Source organism: Aquimarina algiphila, from assembly GCF_007489275.1.
In the GTDB taxonomy this organism is placed as follows: Bacteria; Bacteroidota; Bacteroidia; order Flavobacteriales; family Flavobacteriaceae; genus Aquimarina; species Aquimarina algiphila.
This window is the reverse complement of the sequence record NZ_VLNR01000019.1, coordinates 1-24614: the sequence shown is the minus strand read 5'-3', so window position 1 is coordinate 24614 and position 24614 is coordinate 1. Positions and strand designations below refer to the sequence as shown.

Annotated in this window: 28 protein-coding genes; 12 read left to right on the top strand and 16 right to left on the bottom strand. The window is 31.1% G+C overall.

Annotation, left to right across the window (positions count from 1 at the left end):
- Positions 1-48: 48 nt before the first annotated feature.
- From FOF46_RS10920 to FOF46_RS10900, 5 genes are all read right to left on the bottom strand, one after another.
- Positions 49-1356, bottom strand: a complete 1308-nt coding sequence (locus tag FOF46_RS10920; protein WP_143916484.1) for a cryptochrome/photolyase family protein — start codon at positions 1354-1356, stop codon at positions 49-51.
- Positions 1357-1358: 2 nt separating this feature from the next.
- Entirely contained in the window at positions 1359-2057 is a 699-nt protein-coding gene (locus FOF46_RS10915; protein WP_109437732.1) for an SDR family NAD(P)-dependent oxidoreductase, read from the bottom strand.
- 10 nt (positions 2058-2067) lie between these two features.
- Positions 2068-2562 carry an SRPBCC family protein gene (locus FOF46_RS10910; RefSeq protein ID WP_109437731.1) on the bottom strand — a complete coding sequence of 165 codons (495 nt, stop codon included), beginning with the start codon at positions 2560-2562 and terminating at the stop codon, positions 2068-2070.
- A gap of 78 nt (positions 2563-2640) precedes the next feature.
- Positions 2641-3003 (bottom strand): hypothetical protein, encoded by a 363-nt coding sequence (locus FOF46_RS10905; protein ID WP_109437730.1) that lies wholly within the window; start codon positions 3001-3003, stop codon positions 2641-2643.
- Between the two features lie 87 nt (positions 3004-3090).
- Positions 3091-3750, bottom strand: coding sequence for an MIP/aquaporin family protein (locus FOF46_RS10900; protein ID WP_109437729.1), 660 nt, complete (start codon positions 3748-3750; stop codon positions 3091-3093).
- Positions 3751-3870: 120 nt separating this feature from the next.
- On the opposite strand from FOF46_RS10900, the gene FOF46_RS10895 reads away from it, so the two are divergent.
- Positions 3871-4713: a DUF2911 domain-containing protein gene (locus FOF46_RS10895; protein WP_143916483.1), complete on the top strand. Its 843-nt coding sequence runs from the start codon at positions 3871-3873 to the stop codon at positions 4711-4713.
- Positions 4714-4875: 162 nt separating this feature from the next.
- Here FOF46_RS10895 and FOF46_RS10890 read toward each other — a convergent pair whose 3' ends face one another.
- Both FOF46_RS10890 and FOF46_RS10885 read right to left on the bottom strand, forming a co-directional pair.
- A complete protein-coding gene (locus FOF46_RS10890) occupies positions 4876-5865 on the bottom strand; it encodes a hypothetical protein (RefSeq protein ID WP_143916482.1) in 990 nt (329 codons plus the stop codon).
- 156 nt (positions 5866-6021) lie between these two features.
- Positions 6022-6990 carry a Gfo/Idh/MocA family protein gene (locus tag FOF46_RS10885; protein WP_143916481.1) on the bottom strand — a complete coding sequence of 323 codons (969 nt, stop codon included), beginning with the start codon at positions 6988-6990 and terminating at the stop codon, positions 6022-6024.
- Positions 6991-7267: 277 nt separating this feature from the next.
- On the opposite strand from FOF46_RS10885, the gene FOF46_RS10880 reads away from it, so the two are divergent.
- On the top strand, positions 7268-7603 hold the full coding sequence (locus FOF46_RS10880) for a hypothetical protein (RefSeq protein ID WP_109437724.1): 336 nt from the start codon (positions 7268-7270) through the stop codon (positions 7601-7603).
- 15 nt (positions 7604-7618) lie between these two features.
- Here the strand turns inward: FOF46_RS10880 and FOF46_RS10875 are convergent, their stop codons facing one another.
- The 3 genes from FOF46_RS10875 to FOF46_RS10865 all read right to left on the bottom strand — a co-directional run bounded on the left by FOF46_RS10875 (position 7619) and on the right by FOF46_RS10865 (position 14310).
- Positions 7619-9319 (bottom strand): sodium:solute symporter family protein, encoded by a 1701-nt coding sequence (locus FOF46_RS10875; protein ID WP_143916480.1) that lies wholly within the window; start codon positions 9317-9319, stop codon positions 7619-7621.
- A gap of 205 nt (positions 9320-9524) precedes the next feature.
- Positions 9525-12023 carry a PIG-L family deacetylase gene (locus tag FOF46_RS10870; RefSeq protein ID WP_143916479.1) on the bottom strand — a complete coding sequence of 833 codons (2499 nt, stop codon included), beginning with the start codon at positions 12021-12023 and terminating at the stop codon, positions 9525-9527.
- A gap of 112 nt (positions 12024-12135) precedes the next feature.
- Complete coding sequence (locus FOF46_RS10865; RefSeq protein WP_143916478.1) at positions 12136-14310, bottom strand: endonuclease MutS2; 2175 nt, start codon at positions 14308-14310, stop codon at positions 12136-12138.
- 88 nt (positions 14311-14398) lie between these two features.
- Here FOF46_RS10865 and FOF46_RS10860 point away from each other — a divergent pair, with 88 nt between their 5' ends.
- A complete protein-coding gene (locus FOF46_RS10860) occupies positions 14399-15064 on the top strand; it encodes a uracil-DNA glycosylase (protein ID WP_109437720.1) in 666 nt (221 codons plus the stop codon).
- A gap of 490 nt (positions 15065-15554) precedes the next feature.
- Here FOF46_RS10860 and FOF46_RS10855 read toward each other — a convergent pair whose 3' ends face one another.
- Positions 15555-16406 carry a substrate-binding domain-containing protein gene (locus tag FOF46_RS10855; RefSeq protein WP_109437718.1) on the bottom strand — a complete coding sequence of 284 codons (852 nt, stop codon included), beginning with the start codon at positions 16404-16406 and terminating at the stop codon, positions 15555-15557.
- Between the two features lie 149 nt (positions 16407-16555).
- Here FOF46_RS10855 and FOF46_RS31485 point away from each other — a divergent pair, with 149 nt between their 5' ends.
- A complete protein-coding gene (locus FOF46_RS31485) occupies positions 16556-16702 on the top strand; it encodes a hypothetical protein (protein WP_167571794.1) in 147 nt (48 codons plus the stop codon).
- 54 nt (positions 16703-16756) lie between these two features.
- On the opposite strand, the gene FOF46_RS10850 is transcribed toward FOF46_RS31485, so the two are convergent.
- The 4 genes from FOF46_RS10850 to FOF46_RS10835 are packed head-to-tail and all read right to left on the bottom strand — an operon-like array spanning position 16757 to position 19878.
- Positions 16757-17629 (bottom strand): nucleoside phosphorylase, encoded by an 873-nt coding sequence (locus tag FOF46_RS10850; RefSeq protein ID WP_143916477.1) that lies wholly within the window; start codon positions 17627-17629, stop codon positions 16757-16759.
- Position 17630: 1 nt separating this feature from the next.
- On the bottom strand, positions 17631-18569 hold the full coding sequence (locus FOF46_RS10845; RefSeq protein ID WP_109437716.1) for a DUF1835 domain-containing protein: 939 nt from the start codon (positions 18567-18569) through the stop codon (positions 17631-17633).
- 19 nt (positions 18570-18588) lie between these two features.
- Complete coding sequence (locus tag FOF46_RS10840) at positions 18589-18918, bottom strand: translation initiation factor (RefSeq protein ID WP_109437715.1); 330 nt, start codon at positions 18916-18918, stop codon at positions 18589-18591.
- A gap of 9 nt (positions 18919-18927) precedes the next feature.
- The gene (locus tag FOF46_RS10835; protein ID WP_109437714.1) at positions 18928-19878 is read right to left on the bottom strand and encodes an isopenicillin N synthase family dioxygenase; all 951 of its coding nucleotides are present in this window, start codon (positions 19876-19878) and stop codon (positions 18928-18930) included.
- A 294-nt stretch (positions 19879-20172) separates the two neighbouring features.
- On the opposite strand from FOF46_RS10835, the gene FOF46_RS10830 reads away from it, so the two are divergent.
- The 6 genes from FOF46_RS10830 to FOF46_RS10810 all read left to right on the top strand — a co-directional run bounded on the left by FOF46_RS10830 (position 20173) and on the right by FOF46_RS10810 (position 23020).
- Positions 20173-20784, top strand: a complete 612-nt coding sequence (locus tag FOF46_RS10830) for a hypothetical protein (protein ID WP_143916476.1) — start codon at positions 20173-20175, stop codon at positions 20782-20784.
- 67 nt (positions 20785-20851) lie between these two features.
- Positions 20852-21106 (top strand): hypothetical protein, encoded by a 255-nt coding sequence (locus FOF46_RS10825; RefSeq protein WP_143916475.1) that lies wholly within the window; start codon positions 20852-20854, stop codon positions 21104-21106.
- Positions 21081-21377 carry a type II toxin-antitoxin system RelE/ParE family toxin gene (locus FOF46_RS10820; RefSeq protein ID WP_143916474.1) on the top strand — a complete coding sequence of 99 codons (297 nt, stop codon included), beginning with the start codon at positions 21081-21083 and terminating at the stop codon, positions 21375-21377. The genes FOF46_RS10825 and FOF46_RS10820 overlap by 26 nt, the downstream gene beginning before the upstream one ends.
- 424 nt (positions 21378-21801) lie before the next feature.
- Complete coding sequence (locus FOF46_RS31480) at positions 21802-21963, top strand: hypothetical protein (RefSeq protein WP_167571793.1); 162 nt, start codon at positions 21802-21804, stop codon at positions 21961-21963.
- Positions 21926-22729, top strand: coding sequence for a hypothetical protein (locus FOF46_RS10815; RefSeq protein ID WP_143916473.1), 804 nt, complete (start codon positions 21926-21928; stop codon positions 22727-22729). The genes FOF46_RS31480 and FOF46_RS10815 overlap by 38 nt, the downstream gene beginning before the upstream one ends.
- A 30-nt stretch (positions 22730-22759) precedes the next feature.
- The gene (locus FOF46_RS10810) at positions 22760-23020 is read left to right on the top strand and encodes a hypothetical protein (RefSeq protein ID WP_143916472.1); all 261 of its coding nucleotides are present in this window, start codon (positions 22760-22762) and stop codon (positions 23018-23020) included.
- Here FOF46_RS10810 and FOF46_RS10805 read toward each other — a convergent pair whose 3' ends face one another.
- Positions 23021-23437, bottom strand: coding sequence for a hypothetical protein (locus FOF46_RS10805; RefSeq protein ID WP_143916471.1), 417 nt, complete (start codon positions 23435-23437; stop codon positions 23021-23023).
- A 244-nt stretch (positions 23438-23681) separates the two neighbouring features.
- Here FOF46_RS10805 and FOF46_RS10800 point away from each other — a divergent pair, with 244 nt between their 5' ends.
- Both FOF46_RS10800 and FOF46_RS10795 read left to right on the top strand, forming a co-directional pair.
- Positions 23682-23954 carry a hypothetical protein gene (locus tag FOF46_RS10800; RefSeq protein WP_143916470.1) on the top strand — a complete coding sequence of 91 codons (273 nt, stop codon included), beginning with the start codon at positions 23682-23684 and terminating at the stop codon, positions 23952-23954.
- Positions 23955-23992: 38 nt separating this feature from the next.
- On the top strand, positions 23993-24346 hold the full coding sequence (locus FOF46_RS10795; protein ID WP_143916469.1) for a hypothetical protein: 354 nt from the start codon (positions 23993-23995) through the stop codon (positions 24344-24346).
- Positions 24347-24614 lie beyond the last annotated feature (268 nt).

The window sequence follows — 24614 nt, the reverse complement described above, 5'->3', positions numbered from 1 at the left end:
TACAAAAAACTTTTATCCAAAGGTTGTAAAGAAATGTTATATTTAGTTTTAGCCTACGGCTTCTTTGTAAATTTTTAAACAACGTTCACGAGCCACCTTATGATCTACTATAGGTGGTGGATAGCTAAATTCATTAAGATCTTTTACCCAGGTATTAATATACATAAGTTGTTTGTCAAATTTGGTAATCTGAGTAGTGGGATTAAAAATTCTAAAATAAGGAGCAGCATCTACGCCAGATCCCGCAGCCCATTGCCAATTCCCTACATTGGCAGACATATCATAATCCAATAGTTTTTCTGCAAAATATGCTTCTCCCCAACGCCAATCAATTAGCAAATGTTTGCATAAAAAACTAGCAACAACCATTCTAACCCGATTGTGCATATATCCAGTGGTGTTAAGTTGACGCATTCCTGCATCTACAAGAGGGTACCCTGTTTGTCCTAAAGTCCAACTTTTAAACTCTTGTTCATTATTTCTCCAATCAATTCGATCATATTTGGGTCTGAAAGCAGCATCTTTGGTATGAGGGTAGTGCCAAAGAATTTGCATAAAAAACTCTCTCCAAATTAATTCTGACCAAAAGATTTCATTCTCTTCTGCAATTGCTTTTTTTATAATAGTTCTAATTCCTACAGTTCCAAAACGTAAATGAGGACCTATTTTTGATGTCCCATTATGATTTGACGGGAAATTTCTGGTAGCTTCGTAGTTTTGAATTAAGTTTGAAGAAGTATCATAATCAGGTACTATGATTGATGATTTTATAAACCCCAATTCTTCTAGTGTTGTATTGGGAAGATTGGTATTCTTAATCAGATTATGAAGATAGTTTGTTGTATTATGAATTTTTAGTCTAACCGGGTCAAATACTTCTTTCCATTTGTTCTTATACGGGGTGTATACTACATATGGCTTACCATCAGCCTTTACAATTTCATCTTTTTCAAAAATTACCTGATCTTTATAATGGTAGAATTTGATATTGTTGCGCTGTAAAATATTTTTAACATCAGTGTCTCTTTTTTTTGCATAGGGTTCATAATCTTCATTAGAGAATACTTGTTGTATGTCATATTGAGCAATTAATTTTTCAAAAATGATTTTAGGAGTACCCATATAAATAGCCAAAGAACTTTTGTGTTTATCTTGAAGATCTTGTCGTATTTTTTGTAAAGTTTCAAAAATAAAGGTGACTCTAGCATCATTTTTTGGTAGTCGCTCTAATATATGTGTATCAAAAATGAAAATTGGTAAAACTGGATAATCACTTTTTAACGCTTTAAGAAGTCCAATATTATCATCTAATCTAAGATCACGTCTAAACCAAAAAACAGCAATTTTTTTGCTCATTATTAATGTATATTTAAAGTAGACATACCACCATCTACACCAATGACTTGACCAGTAATCCAGCTGCTATCATCGCTCAATAAAAACCCAGCGATATTTGCAATATCTTCAGCTTGACCAACACGTTTCATAGGATGCCTGTTATCCATTAACTCTTTCTTCTTTTCATTTCCTAATAATCGCTTAGCCAATGGAGTGTCTGTAAGAGAGGGAGCAATGACATTAACTCTAAATTGCGGAGCATATTCTGCGGCTAAAGCTTTTGCAAATCCCTCTATAGCCCCTTTTGCAGCAGCAATACTAGTATGAAAAGGCATACCAACTTTTACAGCTACGGTACTAAAGAATACTAAACTTGCCTGTTCAGAGTTTTTGAGTTTTGGAAGTATGGTATGTATGATTTTAACTAAAAACATGAAATTAATTTGCATATCCTCCTCAAAAACTTTTGGAGTAAGCATTTTAAAAGGTTTTAGGTTTATACTACCTGGGCAATATACAAATCCATCTATCCTATCAGGAAGAACGGTAATATCAATTTCATCGGATGAAGCGTCATATGGAATATGAGTTACCTCTAAATTCCCTAAGTTTTCTGAGGTTCTTGAAGCAATAAAAATGTTATGTTGATCATACAGTTTTAGAGCTATTTCGAAACCAATTCCATGACTTCCTCCAATAAGTAAAATATTTTTTCTCATTATTTTGGTTTTAAGCAAATAAGATTTGAGTAGTGTTTTCTGTTTTTAGAGATCCAAATAATTCAATTAATTTCTTTTCTCGATATTTAAAAATCTCTTCGAGTTTTGGTTTTACCAAAAATGGATGTACAAGTTGGCCTAGTATACCAAAAGGTACTTTGTAATCGATAATATCTTCCATTTCTACGCCACCAGGAATTTCTTTAAGAAAATGTTTGTGATGCCATAAAGCATAGGGACCAAAACGTTGTTCATCGACAAAGTATTGTTTGTCTTTTACATGAGTTATTTCTGTGACCCATTTATTTTTTATTCCAGAGATAGGAGTGACTATATATTGAATTATTTGCCCAGAATACATTTGGCGGTCGGCACCAGACAAAATTTCAAACCCCATGTAATCAGGAGTAATAGTTTTAAGATTTCGCGGATCTGATAAAAAATCCCAAGCTTGTTCTATAGAGATGGGAAGGTTTTGTTTTGCTTTTAGGGTATAAATTTTCATAGTAGTACAATTATTACATTGTAAAAGTACGATGATTTTGTTTAATAAAAAACCCTAAAAAGTTAAACAAAATTAAATTTAGTTTATAAAATAACCTTCAGCCCAAGATTTTGCTTCTTCTAAAGTGGTGAAAAAAGCAAATGATTTATCATATAACTTTTGTTGTATAAGTGCTATATCACGTTCAGTTTTTTCTTTAGATACAATTGCCAACCCTCTCATATTTGAAGGTTGCCCTTGCCGAAATACTTCATCAGAAACTTCATGACGAAACTTCCTATTAGTAATCATAATGAAATCTTTAGATTTATAATAAGATTTAATTTCTTCCCGAACAATATTTGCTTTGTCTAGGGTAAGGAGTACATCTTTAAAAATGGTAACAATCACAAAAGAATTGTAAAATTCCAGCTCATAAAACTTTTCACAATTTAAACTCATCTATATATTTACTTCACTTTTTGGTAAAGATATGCTAAAACGAATTAATTTGTGTTAGGTGGTATATGCTAAAATAATGATTAGAGCTTAACAATCACTACAACAATTATCGGGTTTTACTAATTTACAGGTTAAAACGGCAAGTAATGCGCCAAAAACGGGTGCTATAAAATAGAGCCATTGGTGCTCCCAATGTCCTGATAGTAAAGCAGGGGCTAATGATCTTGCTGGATTCATAGAAGCATTGGTTATTGGCCCTGCAAACATAGCCTCTAGTAAGACAACACCTCCAATTGCCATTCCGGCCATGGTTCCTGTTTCTTTTGAACCAGTAGAAACATTGATGATAACCACCATTAGAAAATAGGTAAGTAACAATTCTAAGATAAAAGCTCTAAAGTCATCTATTTTGGGTAAAGTGCCTCCAAGAAATTCACTTTCTGGAAATAGAAACGCCAAAATACTACTGGCTATTATGGCTCCTATACATTGTGCGATTATGTATTTTGGAACTTTTTTCCACTCAAATTTTTTAGCATAGGCAAAAGCGATAGTAACAGCAGGGTTAAAATGAGCACCAGATATCTCACCAAAAGCATATATCATAGCCATTACAATCAATCCCCATGTAATTGCTATACCTACATGTGATACATCTCCTCCTGTAACTTCATTAATAGTCATAGCTCCAGTACCGCAAAATACCATGCTAAAAGTTCCTATAGCTTCTGAAATATATTTTCTCATTCTGATCCAAAAATGAAGACAAATATACTATTCCTTATTTTAAGTTTTTGTTAACTTTTTATGTAGGTGTAATTCTTATTTTCGTTATCGGTAATTCTAAAACAAACTAAACTATACACAATGAAAAAGATTGTCTTATTTCTTTCTGCGGCTTTACTATCTTTAGGGATTGAAGCTCAGGTAAAAGCACCACAACCGAGTCCTACTTCTAAAATAGAACAGGTCATAGGATTAACAGATGTTGCTGTAGAATATTCACGCCCAAGTATGCGTGGAAGAGCTATTTTTGGAAATTTAGTACCTTATGACAAACTTTGGAGAACAGGGGCTAATAAAAATACTCAAATTACTTTTGGTGATGATGTAAAAGTTGGAGGTAAAGAACTTAAAAAAGGAACTTATGCCATTTTTACAAAACCAGGTAAAGAGACTTGGGAGGTAATTTTTTATAGTGATGCTAACAATTGGGGAACTCCTAGAAAATGGGATGATACAAAAGTAGCAGCAAAAACTTCAGTAAAAGCAAATACCATCCCGATGAATGTAGAGACATTTACAATCATGTTTAGTGATTTTAAAATGGATTCTGCAGTTATGAATTTTATTTGGGAAAATACAGAAGCTGCAATTACTATAGAAACTCCTGCAAAGGCACAAACAGTTGCTAGTATTGAGAAAACTATGGCTGGTCCTACTGATGGAGATCATTATCAGGCGGCTACTTTCTATAAAGAGACTGGAGATGTTGCTAAAGCTATAGAGCATATAGAGAAAGCAATTTCTATTCGTAAAGAGCCTGCTTTTTGGTATCATAGACAACAATCTTTGATCTATGCTAAAGGAGGAGATAAAGCGGGGGCAATAAAAGCAGCTAAAACTTCGTTAGAATTAGCAGAGAAGGCAGGAAATGCTGACTATGTAAAATTAAATAAAGACTCCCTTGCAGAGTGGGGAGCTAAATAAACACTCTTTTTCACACACAAATCATTTAAGAAGCGTTCCGTATTTTCGGAACGCTTTTTTAATCTATATGAACTATAAGAAGAGGATATCTTCCATATTTTTTTGAAGAGTTGGGACGTTTTTAGCACTAATTACTAAATTTGGTCTTTTTAGTTCCTGCTTTTATCTTATAAACTCCATATGAGCCATACGATTACCTTCAGAAATGATCATTTGTGTATTAGACACTTTATTTATTTTAAATGCAGCCAATTTTTGTTTTGTATTCTCTTTTTTTTCAAAAATTGTTATATTTTGAGTTTCTGCATTATATTCCCAAAAAGCTTTCTTTTCAGTTCCATTGATAACTAATTTTAAGGCTCCATTAGTTTCAAATTGATATTGTTCTCCTGAATGAGAAACTAATACTCGATTGTTTTCAATAATTTTTGTAACCTCCCAGGTGCCAACTATATTTGATTTGTTGATAGTTTTTGAGGGATCATTTTTAATGGATTGTTTAGGATGAGCTTCTCTTTCGAATAAAGCATGATATTCTTTGTTTTTAACACCTAATTGTGTTTTTACCCCTTTTTCTCCTCGATATAAAATAACATCAACTTTTTGGTTTTTTAGAAATGGTATGTTAATACTTAAGATATTACTTTGAGGATCGAATTTCCATTGACTTTTGTATAAAGTTTCTTGTTCACCTATGTTTCCAATACTAACATTGCCATTAATAGATAAATCCATCCATATGTTTGTAAATTCAGATTCTGATTCTTTAAGTATCTTCCAGTGACCGACGAACTCTTCTCTTTTTGTAATTCGGTTAAGAATCCACTTGCCTCGCTTTCCAGGTTTATTAAACTGCATTTGATTTTTAGATTGCTCCAGAATTTCATAATAATTTCCATCTTCTTTAGCATCCAACGATTCTTTAAAATATAATCGTTCTAATTTTGAATTGTACTCCCAAAACATTTCTTGACCATCAATAAAAACTTTTCCTGTGTCCAGGAAGAATAAAGTATTCCAAAATTTCATTTCTACTTCTTCATAGTCTTGAGGTAATGACATTTTCCATATCCCAGTAAAATTTTCTTTTTGTGAAAATATAGTTAATGATGTAAAGCAAATGAATAATGTGAGAATAGTCTTTTTTGACATGATATATTATTTTTTGATACGGACAGTTTGAATATATCCTTGTTTCAAACCGGTCAAACAAATATGAAATATTTTATCATGTCATTAATCACGATTTTCCGTAAAAAAAAATACCCTGAAAACAGGGTATTGATATGGTATAAATATATTTCTGTTTTAATCATAGTGTAATCCGATTTTGTTCCTGACACTGTCTAATAGTTTAATGAGTTGAAGACTTTTTTCAAAAGTCATTACTGTGCTTTCTATTCGATTTTGTGCTAACATTTCCTGTACATGTATAGCTTCAAAACTATAACCATTGGTATCTCCAGGAAATTCAATCGTTTTTGTAGTTCCATTTTTGGTGATAGAAACAGAAGAAGGTTCATGAAACCTGCTATTAATACTAATCGTTCCTTGTTCAAATTCTAAAATTGCTTCTGTGTTGGTTTGTTGTGTTATTGCACTGAATAAGGATGCGGTTACATTGTCTTTATAATGAAGTTGCATAGAACAGGTATCATCAACACCTGTTTCTCCAAAGGTTGCTTTGGCATCGATTTCTTCAGGATATCCTAAAATACTTAATGCGGCAAATAAAGGATAGATACCAACATCAAGAAGGCTTCCTCCTCCTAATTTTTTATTAAACATTCTACCATTAGGGTCAAAACTACTAACAAAACCAAAATCTGCTTTTAAGCTCTTAATAGCACCTAATTCTTTAGATTTTACAAGATCTAATACATATTGATAATGGGGAAGGAAGTAGGTCCAGAGTGCTTCCATAAGGAATACTTGATTTTCTTTTGCTACAGTAATCATCTCTGTTACTTGAGCAATATTCATGGCAAATGGTTTTTCACATAAAACCGCTTTTTTATGATGAAGACACATTAAAGTATTTTCAAAATGAAAAACATGAGGAGTGGCAATATATATAACGTCAACATCAGGGTTTAATACCAATTCCTCATAGCTTCCATAACAACTAAACGCACCATAGGTCTTTCCAAAGTCTTTGGCTTTTACCAGATCACGACTTGCAACAGCATGTAATACTGAATTAGGAATCGTGATTAAATCTTCTGCAAATTTATGTGCTATTTTTCCACAACCAATAATTCCCCATTTTATACTCATATCTTTACTTGTATGATTTTTATATTAATCTAATTAAGTTCAAAAATAATTAAAACACTTCACTTTATTTTTATTTATTGCGTATTGATTTTTAAGAATAAGAATTTGAAGATTTTGTATTAAAACTTGCACGAAACTTTCTTTTTTTTAATTTAGCGTAATTATGTTTTATTTTTTTTGAAGTAAATGTAAATATCTTATAATGAGGGTTTTTTGCTAGGTTTTTTAACTTCATTTCTCTATATTTAGAGAACTCTCTAATTAAAACCTGACCTTTATGAAAACCCAAAACTTTACAAAAACACGTTCAAGCAGACAACCACATTCTTCAAGATTAAATCTTTTAAAAAGTGAAGTGTCCAGAACACTTTCTAAATTACATTCTTATCGTTGTGAACCCTGTACTCCTGATATGCATGAGCAATATTTGGAACTCAATGACAGCGGAAATAAATTAAAGCAAGCAGTTGATAAAATCGAATTATTAGTTGAGGAATCTGCTGTACGTTTTTCAATAGAAATAGGTGATGAAATTAATAGTGTTATGAAAAAATACAACACTTTCGAAAAAAAATTCTCTTCGTATTTGACAGAGTCAGTTCTTCATCATTAATTTTTACTTTTTTAATTATTCGTGTGTAGGTGTATTATTTGTTGGAATAAATAATTGAAGTATTATGGCTAATAACATTACTATACCACAACCAAGGGCGTTAAGCCAGAGAAATGGAAGCCAATCTTGCCACCATACAAATATGATTACTATTTGGGTAATCAATGCGGCTATAAAGGTGGCGTTACTTTTTACGAATTTTATAAAGAATGCTAATAAGAATATTCCTAATACATTGCCATAAAATATAGAACCAATAATATTTACTAATTGAATTAGATTATCAAATAAGCTAGCAAAACATGCTACTATGATGGCTAAAAGACCCCAGGTTAGTGTGAAAAATTTTGAAGCAGATACATAATGTTGCTCGCTTTTTTCTTGCTTTACATTTCGCTTATACAGATCAATTGCCGTAGTAGAAGCTAAAGCATTGAGTTCTGAAGCTGTAGAAGACATAGCTGCTGATAGAATAACTGCAAGTAAGAGTCCTATTAACCCTCTAGGGAGGTTATTTAATATAAAATGAATAAAGACATAATCTTTATCATTTGTCTCAACCGTTACATCTGCTTTTTTTATTAGTTCTTTTGCGGCTTCACGAGTTTCTTTTTCTGAAATGTTAAGCTCTTGAATTAATTTTTTATGACCTGCATTTTTTGTGTTTCCAGATTCTTGATCTGCAAGATATCCTTTGATTATAGCATCTTTTGAATCATGAATTTCTGAAAGCTTATTTTCTAATTGAGTGTACTCCTCTGCATATTGAGAGTTTGTGATGGCTTCTTTACTTTTAGGATTAAAATTAAGAGGAGACGCATTAAACTGATAAAAAACAAATACCATAATACCAACAAGCAAAATGAAAAATTGCATTGGTACTTTTAAGAGGCCATTAAACAATAGTCCAAGTTGACTTTCTTTGATAGATTTACCGGTTAAATATCGTTGTACTTGACTTTGATCTGTCCCGAAGTAGGAGAGGGCCAAAAATGTTCCTCCAATAATTCCGCTCCAAAATGTATATCGATTATCAAGGTCGAAAGAAAAATCAAGAATTTCCATTTTACCACTGGCACCTGCAATATCAAGAGCATTAGAGAAGGTAATTCCTTCGGGGAGATAACTGATGATAATAAAAAAAGCAATCAGCATACCAATAAAAATAATACCCATCTGTTGTTTTTGAGTAATATTAACAGCCTTGGTTCCTCCAGAAACAGTATAAATAATAACTAAAATACCAATTATAATATTTAAAGTAGTGAGATCCCATCCTAATACAGATGATAATATGATGGCGGGAGCAAAAATAGTTATCCCTGCAGCTAAACCTCTTTGAATTAAAAATAAAATAGCAGTTAGACTTCTTGTTTTTAGGTCAAACCGACTTTCTAAATATTCATATGCTGTGTAAACATTTAATCTATGATAAATAGGAATAAAAACCATACAAATTACAATCATAGCAATAGGTACCCCAAAGTAAAATTGAACAAACCCCATACCATCATGAAAAGCTTGTCCAGGAGCAGAAAGAAAAGTAATAGCACTTGCTTGAGTGGCCATTACAGATAATCCTATGGTCCACCAGTGTGCATCATTACCACCGCGTATGTAATCTTTTACATTTTTACTGCCTTTTGTTTTCCAGGCTCCATATAATACAATGAATAATAAAGTTCCTAGTAGTACGATCCAATCGACGGTTTGCATAAAAATTGATTGATTAAATTAGTTTGAATTGATGAAGTTGCTCTTAATAGAGAATTATGATGAATACATATTTGTAATGAGATAGAACAGTATAATATAAATTGCATTAGCAATAAGTACTGCTGTATACAATTTTTTCCATTTTGCTTTTTTTGTTGTTTCCTCCATATCAATTTTTCTTAATTTTATGGTTGTAATTTGATGCTTATTTTCCTAATGATAACATATTAGCAAAAAGACGATATGCACCAGATACTCCTGCTGGAAATTCTCTAAAAAAGCTTAATCCAGTATATACATAATATCCCTTTCCGTATTTTGCAACTAATAAAGGGCCTTTCTTTTCTGACTCTCCTTTATCATTAGCCGAAAGGATTGCAGTATATTCTTTTGACCATTCATTAGGGAAGTATAATCCACGTTCCTGTACCCAACCATTAAAATCTTCGGAAGTAATTTTATTTGGTGAGTTTAAAACTTGATGATCTGGTGCTAAGAATGTAATTTTTGCATTTTCATCGGTTACCCGATCTCTAGATAATTTTAAAGGATAAGGACCTAGATTGTCAGTTACTTTTAATCTTCGGTTTGTATTATATTGAATAACAAGATTTCCTCCATTTTTTACATAATTTAATAAATGCTCTTGCTTGAATTTTAATTGATCTATAGTATTATAAGCTCTAATTCCCACAACAATGGCATCAAATGATTTTAATGCTTCTGCCGATATGGATTCAGGGTTTATAGTAGTCACTTTATACCCAATTTGTCTTAAACTCTCGGGAACAACATCACCTGCTCCTTCTATATATCCTATATTTTGCCCTTTCTTTTGTATATCTAAACGAACAACTTTAGTCTCAGAAGGCATTACAACAGTTTGTTCAGGAATATGTTCATATGATATAGTAACTATTTCATTACTATATGTGGTTCCATTTACCTTAACTTTTGGTGAAATATATCCCTCGCTTTGATTTTTAGGAGCAGTTAATGTAAAAACAACGGTTTTTTCCTCTCCTTTTTGGGTTAAACTAAAGTTTATTGTTTCAGGTGATACTTGCCAACCTTCGGGGTAAGAAAGAGAAACGACACCACTAATATTAGGCGCTCCTGTTTTTATAGCTACAGGAATTTGTTTTGAAGGTCCATTTGCATAAATGATAACTTTATCCTTAATACTTGCAGAAACCGCAGGGATAATTTCAAAAGGTTTGTATACTTCACCTTTTACAGGATCATTAGTTTTAAAAACGATATCCTTCTCATATGCGATAGCAACTCCATTAATTTCAATGTTGAAAACTGCCTTAATTTGATGATTCGTTTCTGGTGTACCAATTAATTTTTGGTCAGTAACAGTATACATTCCCAATGAACCTTTTTCTTTCAACCAATACGCACTGGTGTATTTGGCATCTGCAGTAACTTTTCCATCTAATTTGTACGTTTTTCTTATATTGTTTTCTAAACTGATTCCGGGAGTTTCTGTAATCCCTAATGTTGCAATTTTTATAGATTTTAATGCAATTGGAGCCGAACTACGATTAATAGCCTCAATGTCTATTGTTATCTTACTGTTTCTTGTAGCATTAGATTCTTTTGAAACTGCCTCTAGATAGAGACCAGAAACACCTGCTATAATATCCTTTATTTCTTTGGATTTAATTGATTTCCAATGAGTATCTTCTAATTGTTCTATTAATTGATATGCTTTTACTAATTGTGAAATTGAAGCAGAAGGGTTATTAAAATCAAACCTGTTTTCAACTTCATATAGAATATCACCTATAGCTTTGCCTCCCTTAACGCGATTCCAGGAAGTATCAATTCCTTCAAAAATATTGGTTTTGTCTTTTGGTAATTCTCCTTTTATTAATTCTATATATTCTGTTTGACTTCCTCTGGTACCTGTACTTCCAAACCCTTGAGATTTATGTTGACTTCTACTTAAAGAAGCAATTTCTGGATTAGAAAGGCCTAATGTTGGATAATACACTCCAGTTTCAAAATCTAATAAATTAGTTTTGTCTGCTTTTTCAAAATTTTCTCTGCTTCCATAAAACCACCAGGAAGTATTAAAAAATAACCGTTTAGGTTGCCATGTACTTACATGTTCTAATTGATTAGGATATACAGTTTTATCAGCAACCAAATCAAAAGCTTCAACACTTAACATTGCAGAAGAGGTGTGATGACCATGTGTTGACCCAGGGGTTCTATGGTTAAAACGATTAATAATTACATCTGGTCTGAATTTACGCATTGCCCATACTACATCACTTAGTACTTCTTTTTTATCCCAGATGGCAAGAGTCTCGTCGGGATGTTTTGAATATCCAAAATCATTTGCCCGTGAAAACATTTGGCTTCCTCCATCTGTTCTTCGTGCAGCTAATAATTCTTGTGTTCTAATTACACCTAGTAATTCTCTTATTTCTGGACCAATAAGGTTTTGACCTCCATCACCACGAGTCAGTGATAAGTAAGCTGTACGCGCTTTTACCTTATTTGACATATAGGAAATAAGTCTTGTGTTTTCATCATCTGGATGAGCTGCAACATATAATACAGAACCTAAAAAGTTAAGTTTTTTAATAGCTTCATGAATTTCTACTGCATTGGGTTTTTTAGGTTGTTGCGCTATGGCAAGAAGAGGGAATGTAATACTAATACTGATTACAAGAAGTAATTTTCGCATGATTATGGTAGCAATTTTTAACTAATAAATCCAAATATATAAAGATAAAATTCTCAGGATTGTGGTTTAAGGATACTTTAACAAGGAGAATGACTTTAGATAGGTTATGGTATCATTTCTTTTTTCGTTCTACAAATTCTAATTGATCGACGGCAACATTGGTGGTGAAAATCCCATAATTCACTACTGCTTTTCCCTTTTCTAAAGTGTCAATTGTACCTACAGATTTGCCATCAATCATTCGTACTCTATCACCAATTTTCAAAGTAATTTTAGGTTTTGATTCAAGTATTTTTTCTTCCTTTTTTTTCTCTTCTTTTTTTCTTTCCCTAATGACTTTAACCTTTTCTTTTACTTCTTTGACTACCTTTTGTTCTTTTACTTTTTCTATGTGTCTTTGTTTGGAGCTTTGTTTTTTTCGTTTGGAATTTTCTACTTCAACGATTTTTATAAATTCATTAATGAGTTCCTTTTTTTTCTTGTTGTTAAAGTATTTTTGGTTTAAATCATCTATTTTCTGACCTAAATATATCATACGTTGATTACTATCATATAATTCCTGATAACTTTCGAGTTTACGTTGGATACGATCATTGATCTTTTCTAAACGTTCTTTTTCTTCCTCAGTCTTTTGTTCTTTTGTTTTAAGGGTAGAAGTTGTCTTTTGTAATTTAGATCTTTCTTTTTGAAGATTGGCAATACTTTTGTCAAAACGAATTTTGCCTCTTTCTACTTTTTTCTTTGCTTTATTAATTAGGCTATAAGGAATTCCGTTTTTTTGTGCGACTTCAAATGTAAACGAACTTCCTGCTTCACCAAGATATAACTTGAATAGAGGTTCTAAGGTTTTTGCATCAAACAACATATTGGCATTACTCATATTTGGTAACTCATTAGCAAGCATTTTTAAATTTGCATAGTGCGTTGTAATGATTCCAAAAGATTTTTTTTCATAAAAAACTTCTAAAAAAGCTTCAGCCAAAGCACCTCCTAGTTCAGGATCACTTCCTGTACCAAATTCATCAATAAGAAATAAAGTTCTATCGTTACATTTTCGAAGAAAATAGTTCATGTTTTTTAAACGATAACTATATGTACTAAGGTGATTTTCTATAGATTGATTATCTCCAATATCGGTTAAGATAACATCAAATAAACACATTCTACTATATTCATGAACAGGAATAAGCATACCACTCTGTAGCATAATTTGTAATAAACCAATGGTTTTTAAGGTAATACTTTTACCACCTGCATTAGGACCCGAGATTACAATGATCTGATTGTTTTGATCTAGAGAAATGGTCTGGGGAAATGTTTTTTCTCCTTTTGTTTTGTTGTTGATATATAATAATGGATGATAGGCATCTTTAAGTGTTAATTCGCGATCATTGGTTATTTTGGGTAAAACAGCATTTAATCTTTCTGCATATTTGGCTTTTGCGGATACGATATCTACATCACTTAGATATTCTTGATATTCTTGTAATAATTCTATAAAAGGCCGTAATTTATCGGTAAGACTTTTCAATATTTTTACGATTTCTTCTCGCTCCTCATATTTTAGATTGCTAAGTTCCCGACTAAACCGTAACGTTGCTTCTGGTTCTATGTAAACAATGCTTCCGGTTTTTGAGTTCCCCATAATAGCACCTTTGACTTTACGACGATACATGGCAGTTACAGCAAGAACTCTTCGGTTATCTACAACACTTTCTTTAATCTCATCAAGATATCCCAGACTATTATATCGAGATAGATCTTTACCAAAACTTCCATTTAATTTTCCTTGAACGCTGTTAATCTCCCTTCTAAGCCCTAAAAGGGTAGGAGAAGCATTATCTTTAATCTCACCGAATTTGTCAACCACAACTTCGATTAGATTAATTATTTCTTTAGTTAATTGTACTTGTGAAGATGTTTTGTGAAGAGATGGATATAATTCTGAATATTTTTTAAAAAAAAGTAATAAATCATTTACAGTAGTACTTATAGAAATAAGTCTTTTTAGATTTAGCGCTTCTAAAAAAGTATTTTCTATACTCAACAATTGAATCTCTTTGTTGATGCTATCAAATCCATGATTAGGAATACGAGCATCATTTAAGAAAGAAGCTTTATATTCTGATACTTCTTGCAAAGCTATATGAAGTTGTTCTTTGGTTTTTAAAGGGACAATTTGCAATGCCTTTGATTTACCTAAATCAGTATTACACTGTTCTTCAATATGATTGAGAACAGTATTGAATTCAAGATCGTCTAGTGTTTTTTTAGAAATACGAATCATACTTTTTTTTACCCGATTTTTGGGTTATCTTCCATCGATTTTAAAACGAAGCAAAAGTACACATTTGCAATAATTTTTTAATGACTATATGAATGTAAATATTGAAAAGGGCTGGAATGATGAATTAAAAAGCGAATTTGAAGAGCCTTATTTTGTAGAATTAGCAAATTTTGTAAAAACAGAATATAAACAATATACATGTTACCCTAAGGGTTCTGAGATTTTTGCAGCCTTTGATCATTGTGGATTTAATGATGTTAAGGTGGTTATTATCGGTCAAGATCCTTATCATGGAGTTGGACAAGCTAATGGTTTATGTTTTTCGGTAAATAATGAAGTTGCAGCACCACCTTCATTAATTAATATTTTCAAAGAAATTGAAACTGATTTAGGTATACCTTTTTCATCTAATGTTAATTTAGAACGCTGGGCAAAACAGGGGGTTTTGCTTTTAAATGCTACATTAACCGTAAGAGCTCATCAGGCTGGATCTCATCAAAATAAAGGTTGGGAGAAGTTTACAGATGCTGTAATTCAAAAGATATCTGATAAAAAGGAAAATGTTGTTTTTTTGTTATGGGGAGGGTATGCTAAGAAAAAAGGAGCTAAAATTGATAGATCTAAACATTGCGTTTTATCCAGTGGTCATCCTTCTCCATTAAGTGCAAACAGAGGGTATTGGTTCGGAAATAAACACTTTAGCTCGACTAATGCATATTTAGAAAATACCAATCAAAATAAAATTAATTGGTAAATTTTATTTATGCGGCGTTAGGTATTTTAGAAGATTCCGACTTATCTGATGGTTGATCAGATATTGAATTAATCTGAACTTTTTCAGTTCCAGATTTCTTTTTGTCTGATCCAGTTGAATGTGTACTTAACTTAAGTAGAATAAAGTTAAATGTAACAAGAGCTGCTAATATTATTAAAAAAGTTACCATAAAAGATTTGTTAGTTAACTATTAGATACATGAAACCTTAAAAGGTTGCGTGCACATTAATAATTAGTTCATATCATTGGGGTAGGCTCGGCAAATGTACAAAAATATTTTATGTAAGCGTGTGCTCCCCATATAGTTATTTAATATTTCATTATTTTCTAAATATTGATAAAGTATTTAGTGTATCCTTTATTTTAAATCTTAATTCTTTAAAAGATTCTTTATTTAGTAACGTTTCATTTTTATTAAACCCTACTAGGATTATCTTAAAAATGTCAAAATAACTGTTAATATATCTATTTATATGCTGTATAGTAGTTCTTCTGGGGTGTATTTTTTGTCAATAATACCTAAACTAAGTAAATGATTTTGGATTTTTAATAGTGTATCACTTTTAATGTTAGATTGACTCCATTCTGTGATTTGAAGCCATTTTTGGATGTCTTCCAGCTTTTGATCATACCTAAGAGCAAGTGTTTTATCAATACTTGGAATATGTTTGAAATCTGTAGTAGTAGTATTTATAATATCGAGAATAGTTTTTATCTCTTCTTTTTTTGAAGTAAGTATTTCTTCTCTAACGGCAATCACAAAACAAGGCCAGGGAGTAGGGCAGTCTGCAATTCTCCTAAAAGTTCCGTTGTCGACCAAAGGTTTTGTGGTAAAGTGTTCCCACATAAAATAATCAGCACTTCCTTTAGTTAATGCTTCTACAGCGCCTTCAAGATTTTTTATAACTTCAAATTGAAGATCAGAAGTTTCCCATCCTTGATTTTCGGCATTTACATAGGCCATTAAATGCGAGCCAGAACCATATCGGCTAATAGCTGCTTTCGTGTTTTTTAATTCAGAAAGATTTGTGTATTTTGAATGAGCACCCACATGAATTCCCCATATTAGAGGAGTTTGTATATAGGTTTGTACAATCTTACTGGGATTACCAGCGATAATATCTTTTATAATACCTTCTGAGAGGATAATGGCAATGTCTATGTCTTTGTTTCTGAGTGCTTCACACATCGCGCCTGTGCCTCCTGGGTAAGATGTCCATTCTAGATCAATATTTTTTTTCGAATAACTGTTATCTTCTATACTTAGATGCCAAGGTAAATTAAAATGCTCAGGAACACCTCCTATTTTGATTGTATTCATATCTCTTAAAAAGTTGAAAAATGTGTATTTTATCGATTTTATTTGTTTTTTAACGATAAAATGAATTCTATTTTGTATGTTTGTTCTGTTGTTTTTCCAGAGAAAAATATATTTGAATAAGTTTTAACCCAAAATAAAACAATATTGCTATGAAAAAGAATTTTTTAAAAAATAAAAATGCGTATGTAAAGGTTGCAAAACCAAAAAATAATTCTCTAGAGAATGGGATTGTAGTCTTTATTGCGGTATTGTTACTTACCAATTTATTAATTAGCCTCAAAATCTTATTTGGTTAAATACTTATGAAAAAGAATTAAAAAAAAGGGAAGATATAGGTCTTCCCTTTTTTATTACATCGTTACCAGCTTATTTAGTGTATGTTGTATTAGTTCATCAACAATCTTTTTTGGATTTTGGCTGAACTCTCCTGTAGCTCGATTTGCTAATATAGCGTTCATAGATACTGCCTTGTGACCTAATAGTTTAGCCATTCCGTAAATGCCGGCAGTTTCCATTTCTAAATTGGTTATTTTTTTATTTTCATAAGAAAAAGAAGCCATTTTATCATTGAGCTCCTTATCTTGAATAGGCAACCTTAAAATTCTTCCTTGAGGTCCATAAAAGCCTACATTGGTAACTGTAACCCCTTTATGTGCTAAATCACTTACCATATGATTTCCAAGTTTTTCATCAAATGATACAGTATAAGGTAGTGATTTGTTTTTATCCCAATGGAGATGTTTTATTAATGCTGTTGAAATTTCTGGTGATTGAATATGGTGACTATCATAAAAATGTAATAAGCTGTCAAATCCAACGGCTATTTCAGAAACTATAAAACTGTCTATGGGGATATTTGATTGTATAGCTCCCGAAGTTCCTATTCTGATTATTTGTAATGCTTTATGTTTTTTCTTGATTTCTCGAGTATTAAAATCTATATTGACCAAAGCATCTAATTCATTAAACACAATATCAATATTATCTGTGCCAATACCTGTAGAGATAACCGTAAGTCTCTGACCTTTATATACTCCTGTTTGCGTATGAAATTCTCGTTTACTGACTTTATGTTCAATTTTGTCAAAGTACTTGGTAACATGTGGAACTCGATCAGGGTCCCCAACGGTAATAACTGTGTCAGCTATATGCTCGGGTTTTAAGTTTAGATGGTATATACTACCATCTGGATTGAGAATTAATTCAGATTCGGCTATTGCCATATTATAATTTTAAGAGTGTATGTGATTCATCGTTGTATAGGTAGTCATATTTTTTAACTCCTCCGTAATGCCAATCTAATATCTGTGTATTATAAAAATTCTTTTTATGTTGTAATGCCAGTTTCCCTCTTTCTGATAGTAAGAGGCGATCTTTTGTTTGATCTAAAAATTGAAAAAGTCTTGCGAGTACACGTTTCATTTGCATATCTCCATACCCATAATATCCTTGGTATTCTAAAGCATACCCCATGAGTTGCTTAATGTTTTTGATTTGATACTGATCTATCATTTCAAGAATGTTATGCTCTAAAACGTTAAGACCTGTAAGCATATTTGGGAAGCGTTGTAAGTGTGCTCTCAGGCATATTGATAAATACTCAAAAGAAGAGTGTTTTTTGATTTGCCCAACTATTTTTTGAGGTTTTGACTCACAATACAAAGTCCATATGTGAGAAGCAAGCTCTAGGTCATCTTCATTTAAAAGGACTTTATTTTGGTAATGTTTTTTCAGTTGTATGTCAGGCAATTCACAGAGTCCAAATAATTTTTTTTCATGCTCGATTCTTCCGCTACAAACTAAATATACAGGAATGTTGTGAACACCTTTTCGAAGTAATAAACTAATTGCAGCAATCATATTGATATGACAAAATAGATCGTATTCGAACCATAAAATTATTTCATCATATGTTGTTAATTGATCTGTTTTTTTTAGTTGAGAAATGAACTTCTCTTCGTATTCAGAAGAATCAATTCGATAGTATTTTTTTAAAAAAGCTTTCCGTTTTTTTATAGACTGCTCTGTTTCTATTTCTATAACTGTTGGTCCTTCACAAAACATCTCACGCCAGGTTAAAAAATCTCCTGTCACAAGGTTTAGTTCCTTCATTCTTTGGGTAAGACTATCCCCGTTAGTAATATGTAATGTGTTTATGCTCAAAATAGTTAGTGTTAGCTTATTATCCTCCTACACGTTTTACCTTAAACCCTTTGTCTTTAAGGATACTCATAATTTGATCTCTATAATCTCCTTGTATGATAATAGCATCATTTTTAAAGCTTCCACCAACGCTTAATCGAGTTTTTAATTCCTTTGCAAGTTTTTTAAAATCTTCATCAGCACCAGTATATCCTTCTAGTATAGTAATAGGTTTACCTTTTCGTTTTTCATACTTGCATATAATAGGATCTTCTTGCATCCAGATTTGATCCTTGTCATCCTTAATTATTTCTTCTTTTTCTGGTTGATGATCAGGGAATAAATTTTTTAATTGATCTTGTAAATCCATGTGATGAAACTATTTTTTTATGAGACCAATCTCAACTAATCTCTGATGTAAGAAATCACCAGCTGTGATATCTTCATATTGCTTTGGGTTATCTTTAGTAATACATTCTTCAAGGCAATTCAATTTCATGTCGCTTCTAGGATGCATAAAGAAAGGAATAGAATACCTTGGGTTACTCCATTGTTCTTTGGGAGGGTTTATTACCTTATGAATTGTAGAGCGAAGTTTATTATTAGTATGTCTTTCTAGCATGTCGCCGACGTTAATTACCAATTCGTCTTCTTGAGGAATGGCATCAATCCATTCTCCATCTTTACGCTGTACTTGGAGTCCACCAGTTGATGCTCCCATTAATAAAGTTATTAAATTAATATCTCCATGCGCACCTGCTCTAACTGCTCCTTTGGGTTCTTCTTTTATTGGAGGGTAATGGATAGGTCGTAATATGCTATTGCCATTACTGGCCCAATGATCAAAATAATACTCGTCCAATCCGATATATAAAGCTAATGCTCTTAAAACATAAATTCCGGTTTTTTCCAGCATTCGATATGCTTGCATTCCGGTTTCATTAAAATCTTTAAGTTCATTGACTGTTACATTAGGAGGGTATTCTTCGGTTAAGTTAGCATCTGCATCCGGTTCTTGTCCAAAATGCCAAAATTCTTTTAAATCCCCTTCCTTTTTTCCTTTAGCATGCTCTTTCCCAAATGAGGTATAGCCGCGTTGTCCACCTAATCCTTCAATTTCATATTTTTCTTTAGTATCAATGGGTAGAGCAAAAAAAGCTTTAACTTCTTTATATAAATTCTCGACAAGCATTTCGCTTAAAAAGTGATTTTTTAAGGCTACAAAACCTATTTCTTCGTACGCTTTTCCTATTTCGTTGACAAATTTTTGTTTACGTGATGGATCATCAGATAAAAAATCAGCCAAATCTACACTTGGTATATTATTCATTGGATTTAATCTTTGTGTCTTAATAGTACTAAAATAGTTGTATTTGGTTAAAAATACCTAATAGTACTGCAAATTTATTTACAGTTATAAAATATCGGTCAAATTAATTAATTATGTCTGTGTAATCCCTAATTCACAGTAAATTTAATTAATTCATAGAACTGTTTGAACGAAATTAACAACTACTAAACGTTAATTTTTGTATAATAATCTGTTTATTAGGTAAATAGATTTGGTTAAATAAGAAAACTTGCAAAACACTTGCAAAGGAATTCAGTCGTATATAACAAATCGATGGAAAAGCAAGTTAGTATTTTTTTATTATGGTTAACCTTTTTAACTGTCATCTTATTTTCTTGTTCTGCTCAAGAAGAAGAAACCGATACTTTATTAGAAGAAATTAAATTATCTGAGTGTAATTATAGTCTGGTACCTGGAACTGAAATTATAAAGTCTAAGTTAAAATTTTTATCATCAACACAAATTTTTGACAGTCGAAAAAAACAAGGAGTAGCTAGTGTCTTTTTTGCGGTTGAATATGATGGTCAGGATTATAATTTAAATTTTCATACCGAGTCAAACATATTTGATAACTATTTAGGGCTTCAGGATTCATACATAAAGAATCATGAGGTTATTATTAACTTTTATTTCCAAGATTTAGAAAAACCAATTAGAGGTGTTGCTTCAAATGTAGATTTGATTGAGAGCAGAGATCTCAGGAAGTCAGATTCTTTTATGGGATATACTTTTAGCATAGAAAATGTAAATAATGATTTACTAGAGAGTTTAAATGATAAAAAGCTTATTAAATTTTCTATATATGAAGATATGTTTGGTATTTATTCTTCTTATCGCAAGGATGTATCAAAAGAGATAAAGTGTGTAACATTTGCTAAAAACTAATTTTCTGTAAATACAATTTGTAATTTATTCGTTATATTTACGCAATTAATACGTATAATTTAATATTATGATACGAAAAGAGTTACACCTAAAAGAAGATATAGTGAAGGCTTTAGAAAAGGAAGCAAAGAAACAAAATCGTAGTTTGAAAAATTATTTAGAAAACTTAGCTATTCAACAGGTTAAACGATTAGAAGTCCCATCAAAGGAATATACTGATATGATGGATAACTTACTTGATCGTTTTGAAAATAAAGAAATTGAATTCTCATCTATAGAAGAAGTATTAAATCGTAATGGAATATCAGATTCAAGTAGCTAAAGAAGCGGAAAAAGACTTATCAATTGCCATATGCCATTATAAAATATCTGGATTAGAGCGAGAGTTTATTGAGGATTTCTTATATCAAATAAGCTATTTAAAAAGTAATCCTCATCTTTTTCAGATACGATATAGAAATGTAAGAAAGTTACATTTTAATGTGTTCAATTATTCTATACATTACTTAATAAAAGGAAATATAGTTTACATATTACGTATACTTAGTCATAGACAAGAATACCTGAATAAACCAAATGCTTTAAAAAAATAAATTTACTTTTTTTTACAAGTATTTAACTCTTAGTTGTGATTTTATTTCTAAATTTGGGTAATCCTACCCATTATGGAAAAACATATTTTTAGAAAATCTATATAGAATTCTAAGTTTTTATATTGTTAAATGTGTTTTTTACAAATAAATATATAAGATCATTAAGAATACAGAATACAGAAAATTGAAAGCTAGTTATAACGGTAACCCGTATCATAGTTGTGTTTTTTGATAAAAATTTGTGGTTTTACCGTAACCAGATATGTTAATAGAGGGTTATATTTGTAACATAAAATTAAACAACACACGCTTATATGATATATAATTACTATTGTTAACAATACGTTCACTAACTATTTTTTTAAAAGCTTTTTTTTGGAAGGAATACATTTTAATTTTGTAATAAACCAAAATAGGAGTTAAGATGAAAAAAATATTAGTATTATCTGCAATAGTATTCGGAATGTCATTAGTAAGTAGTTGTGAAGCCACAGACTTAAATGAAGAAATTTACGAATCAGAATTACAGCTCACCGACCCGGGAGACGATGGAACCATCGACCCAGGAGAAGACGATAGGTACTAAAATATTTGCCATTATAAAGGGTGTAATTGCTTTTCTAGTAGTTACACTTTCTTTATTCCATATTTTCTTAGAGCCAAAATCTAAAGCTCAATTAGATTATGCGCCTAAATATAAAGAAGAGGTAAGAAGATTAGACAGTTTACAACTTCACTACATTACCCAATTAGAAAATAAAGAAATAAATGCAGATCAATATGTACTTATTGCTAAACAACATCTTGCATCCTATGAGCCTTCACTTAAAAAAATATCATCAGTAAGAAGAAGTTTAGCTCAGGAGCATTCTTTTAGGGGTAGATCTAGTTTACATTTTTGGTTATTTGTTTTTGGATTGGTGATTGCTTTGTTTTTCTTCAGCTGTAAATCCTTAAAAGACGATTTTTCAAGAGGTAGCACTTTTAAATTTCATTTTGTATCGCTCACTGGCATCTTGGTATCAGGATTTTGGTTTATCCACCTTATTTTCCTTACACAAAAAGACTTTACGCAAAATAATTATATAGCAGCAATCTTATTTGGAGCTTTATTATTTAGTGTCTTTGTTTACTTTCTGGTTAAATATTACACGTATAAAGATGATATAATTTACAAGCAGCTTTGGTTCATTGAAAAAGTTAAGACCACTTATTTTTATAATATGTCAATTAAGGCTAAATATGCTGAAAAACATAAAACCTCAATTCCATCAAGTCATAATGTGAAAAATGTAGATGAAACTATTGATGATTTTCAAAAGGATCTCAATGAATTAATAACGGATGTTTAGGCTACTATATTAAATATAAACAAAATTTAAATGTTAAAGAAATTTATAGATTTATTCAAAAGAAGGAGATATTTGGAGCAAACTAGGCGAAGTGTTTTAACTAGAGATGATAAAAGAGTTATTAAAGAAGATATCTCTAAAATTAAGGATGAAGTAACTCAAGTGAGAAGAAGAAGAATTGAGTTAAAGGTATTTAAAGAGGTTTTAGAGGATGATAATAGAAAATATTCTGAAAGCGAAATTAATTATTTATATAATTCAATCATTAAACAAAAGCAATTTGAAAAGTAATCATGTTTGGTTTTTGTTTATTGATTCTTTAATCATTTTTTTTATTTCTTCTTCTTCTTTAGATAAGTTTTCCTTCTCTTTTTCTAAATTTAATAGAGCAACATTCTTTTCCATTAATAATCTATAGTTTTCATTCTTCATTAATTCACTATTATTCTCGTATAAAAACTTAGTCAATTCTTCTAAATCTTCATGACTTACTTTTTGAGTATCCTCTATCATTGAACCTTTGCCTGCTAATAACCATTTTAAATTAAGGTCGGGGTAATTCTCTACTATTGATTCTAGTTTGTCAACTCCAATGCTTTTAGATATGCTATTTACATAGCTATTAGACGCGTTTATTGAATTTTCAAATTGTCTGATGGCTAGTTTCTTATAAGATATATATTCCTTAAGTCTTTTTTTTACACTCATATTCAAGGTGTTAGTCTAAAATTAATGTTAAATTATGGTAATTCTCTAATTTTATTAGAGAATTTCTCTATGTTTGTATAACGATACAACAATTGCAATACAAATATATGGAATCTACTGCACATAAATCAAATGTAAATACGGTAAAGCCGTACAATATAACAAAAGATAAACAAATACAAGATTATTTTAAAACTTCTGATCATAAGTTTAATAGAAAATTATTCTGTCAAAATACTTGTAAATGAGCATTCAACAGGAAGCATTAGCAATATACAACAAGATGCCAGTAGGCACAAAGGAGCTTGTCGCTAAAGAAATGGGGGGTAGTAAGTGGTATTTGCCGAATCGAATATCTAATATCCGAACTCCAAAAACTATGCTCTTAAAGTTGGCGGGGGTTTGTTATAGAATAAGTGAGGAACACAAAGAAAGAACGATAAGGCATAATGATGAGATTCAAAAGAATGCTATAAATTTTATTAAAAAGTATTCTGATGAAATCAAAAAAAAATGAAGGGTTAAAAGGTTGGTAAAACGATTATAGAGACAAGAATGGAGAAGAAAAATAAAGAAATACTAGATGATATTGCTGATAGTACTTCGGTAACGATTGGTCAAGTTAAAGAGGTGCTAAAAGTTTTTTTTAGGGAAAACGATCTAATTGTTGCTCCAAAAGCAGAATTACAAAGTGAGATCGCAAGAAAACAAGTTGCGTACTTGCGTAAAAAGTTTCTCTCTGTAGGTGAGGTTATGGATGGTAATTTTTTTCCAAAAATAAAAACTGCAGATACAATATATAAATGGCTTAAATCTGGTAAACTTAAAGAAGGTCAAGATTGGTTTTTTGATAAAAAAGGTCGAAAAGTAATTATGACTTCTTATTTAAAAAAACAAATAAACTTTTAAAACCCAAAAATATGATTTTCACAATTATAGTAATGACATTAATACTAATAGGCCTTATGATTTTGGTCTATCAAAAAGAACAATATCATAAAAACGTAAAATTCTAATTATGGAAACAATAGAAGATTTACAATCGCAATTAAACAGGGCAAAAGCCCAACTTGACCAGTTATGTACTTCTTATCATTTTACAGAAAGAGATGTGCAGGATCTTGCGCCACAAATGGCTTTAAAAATTAGAACGCTTCAAAAACAGTATAACCATGCA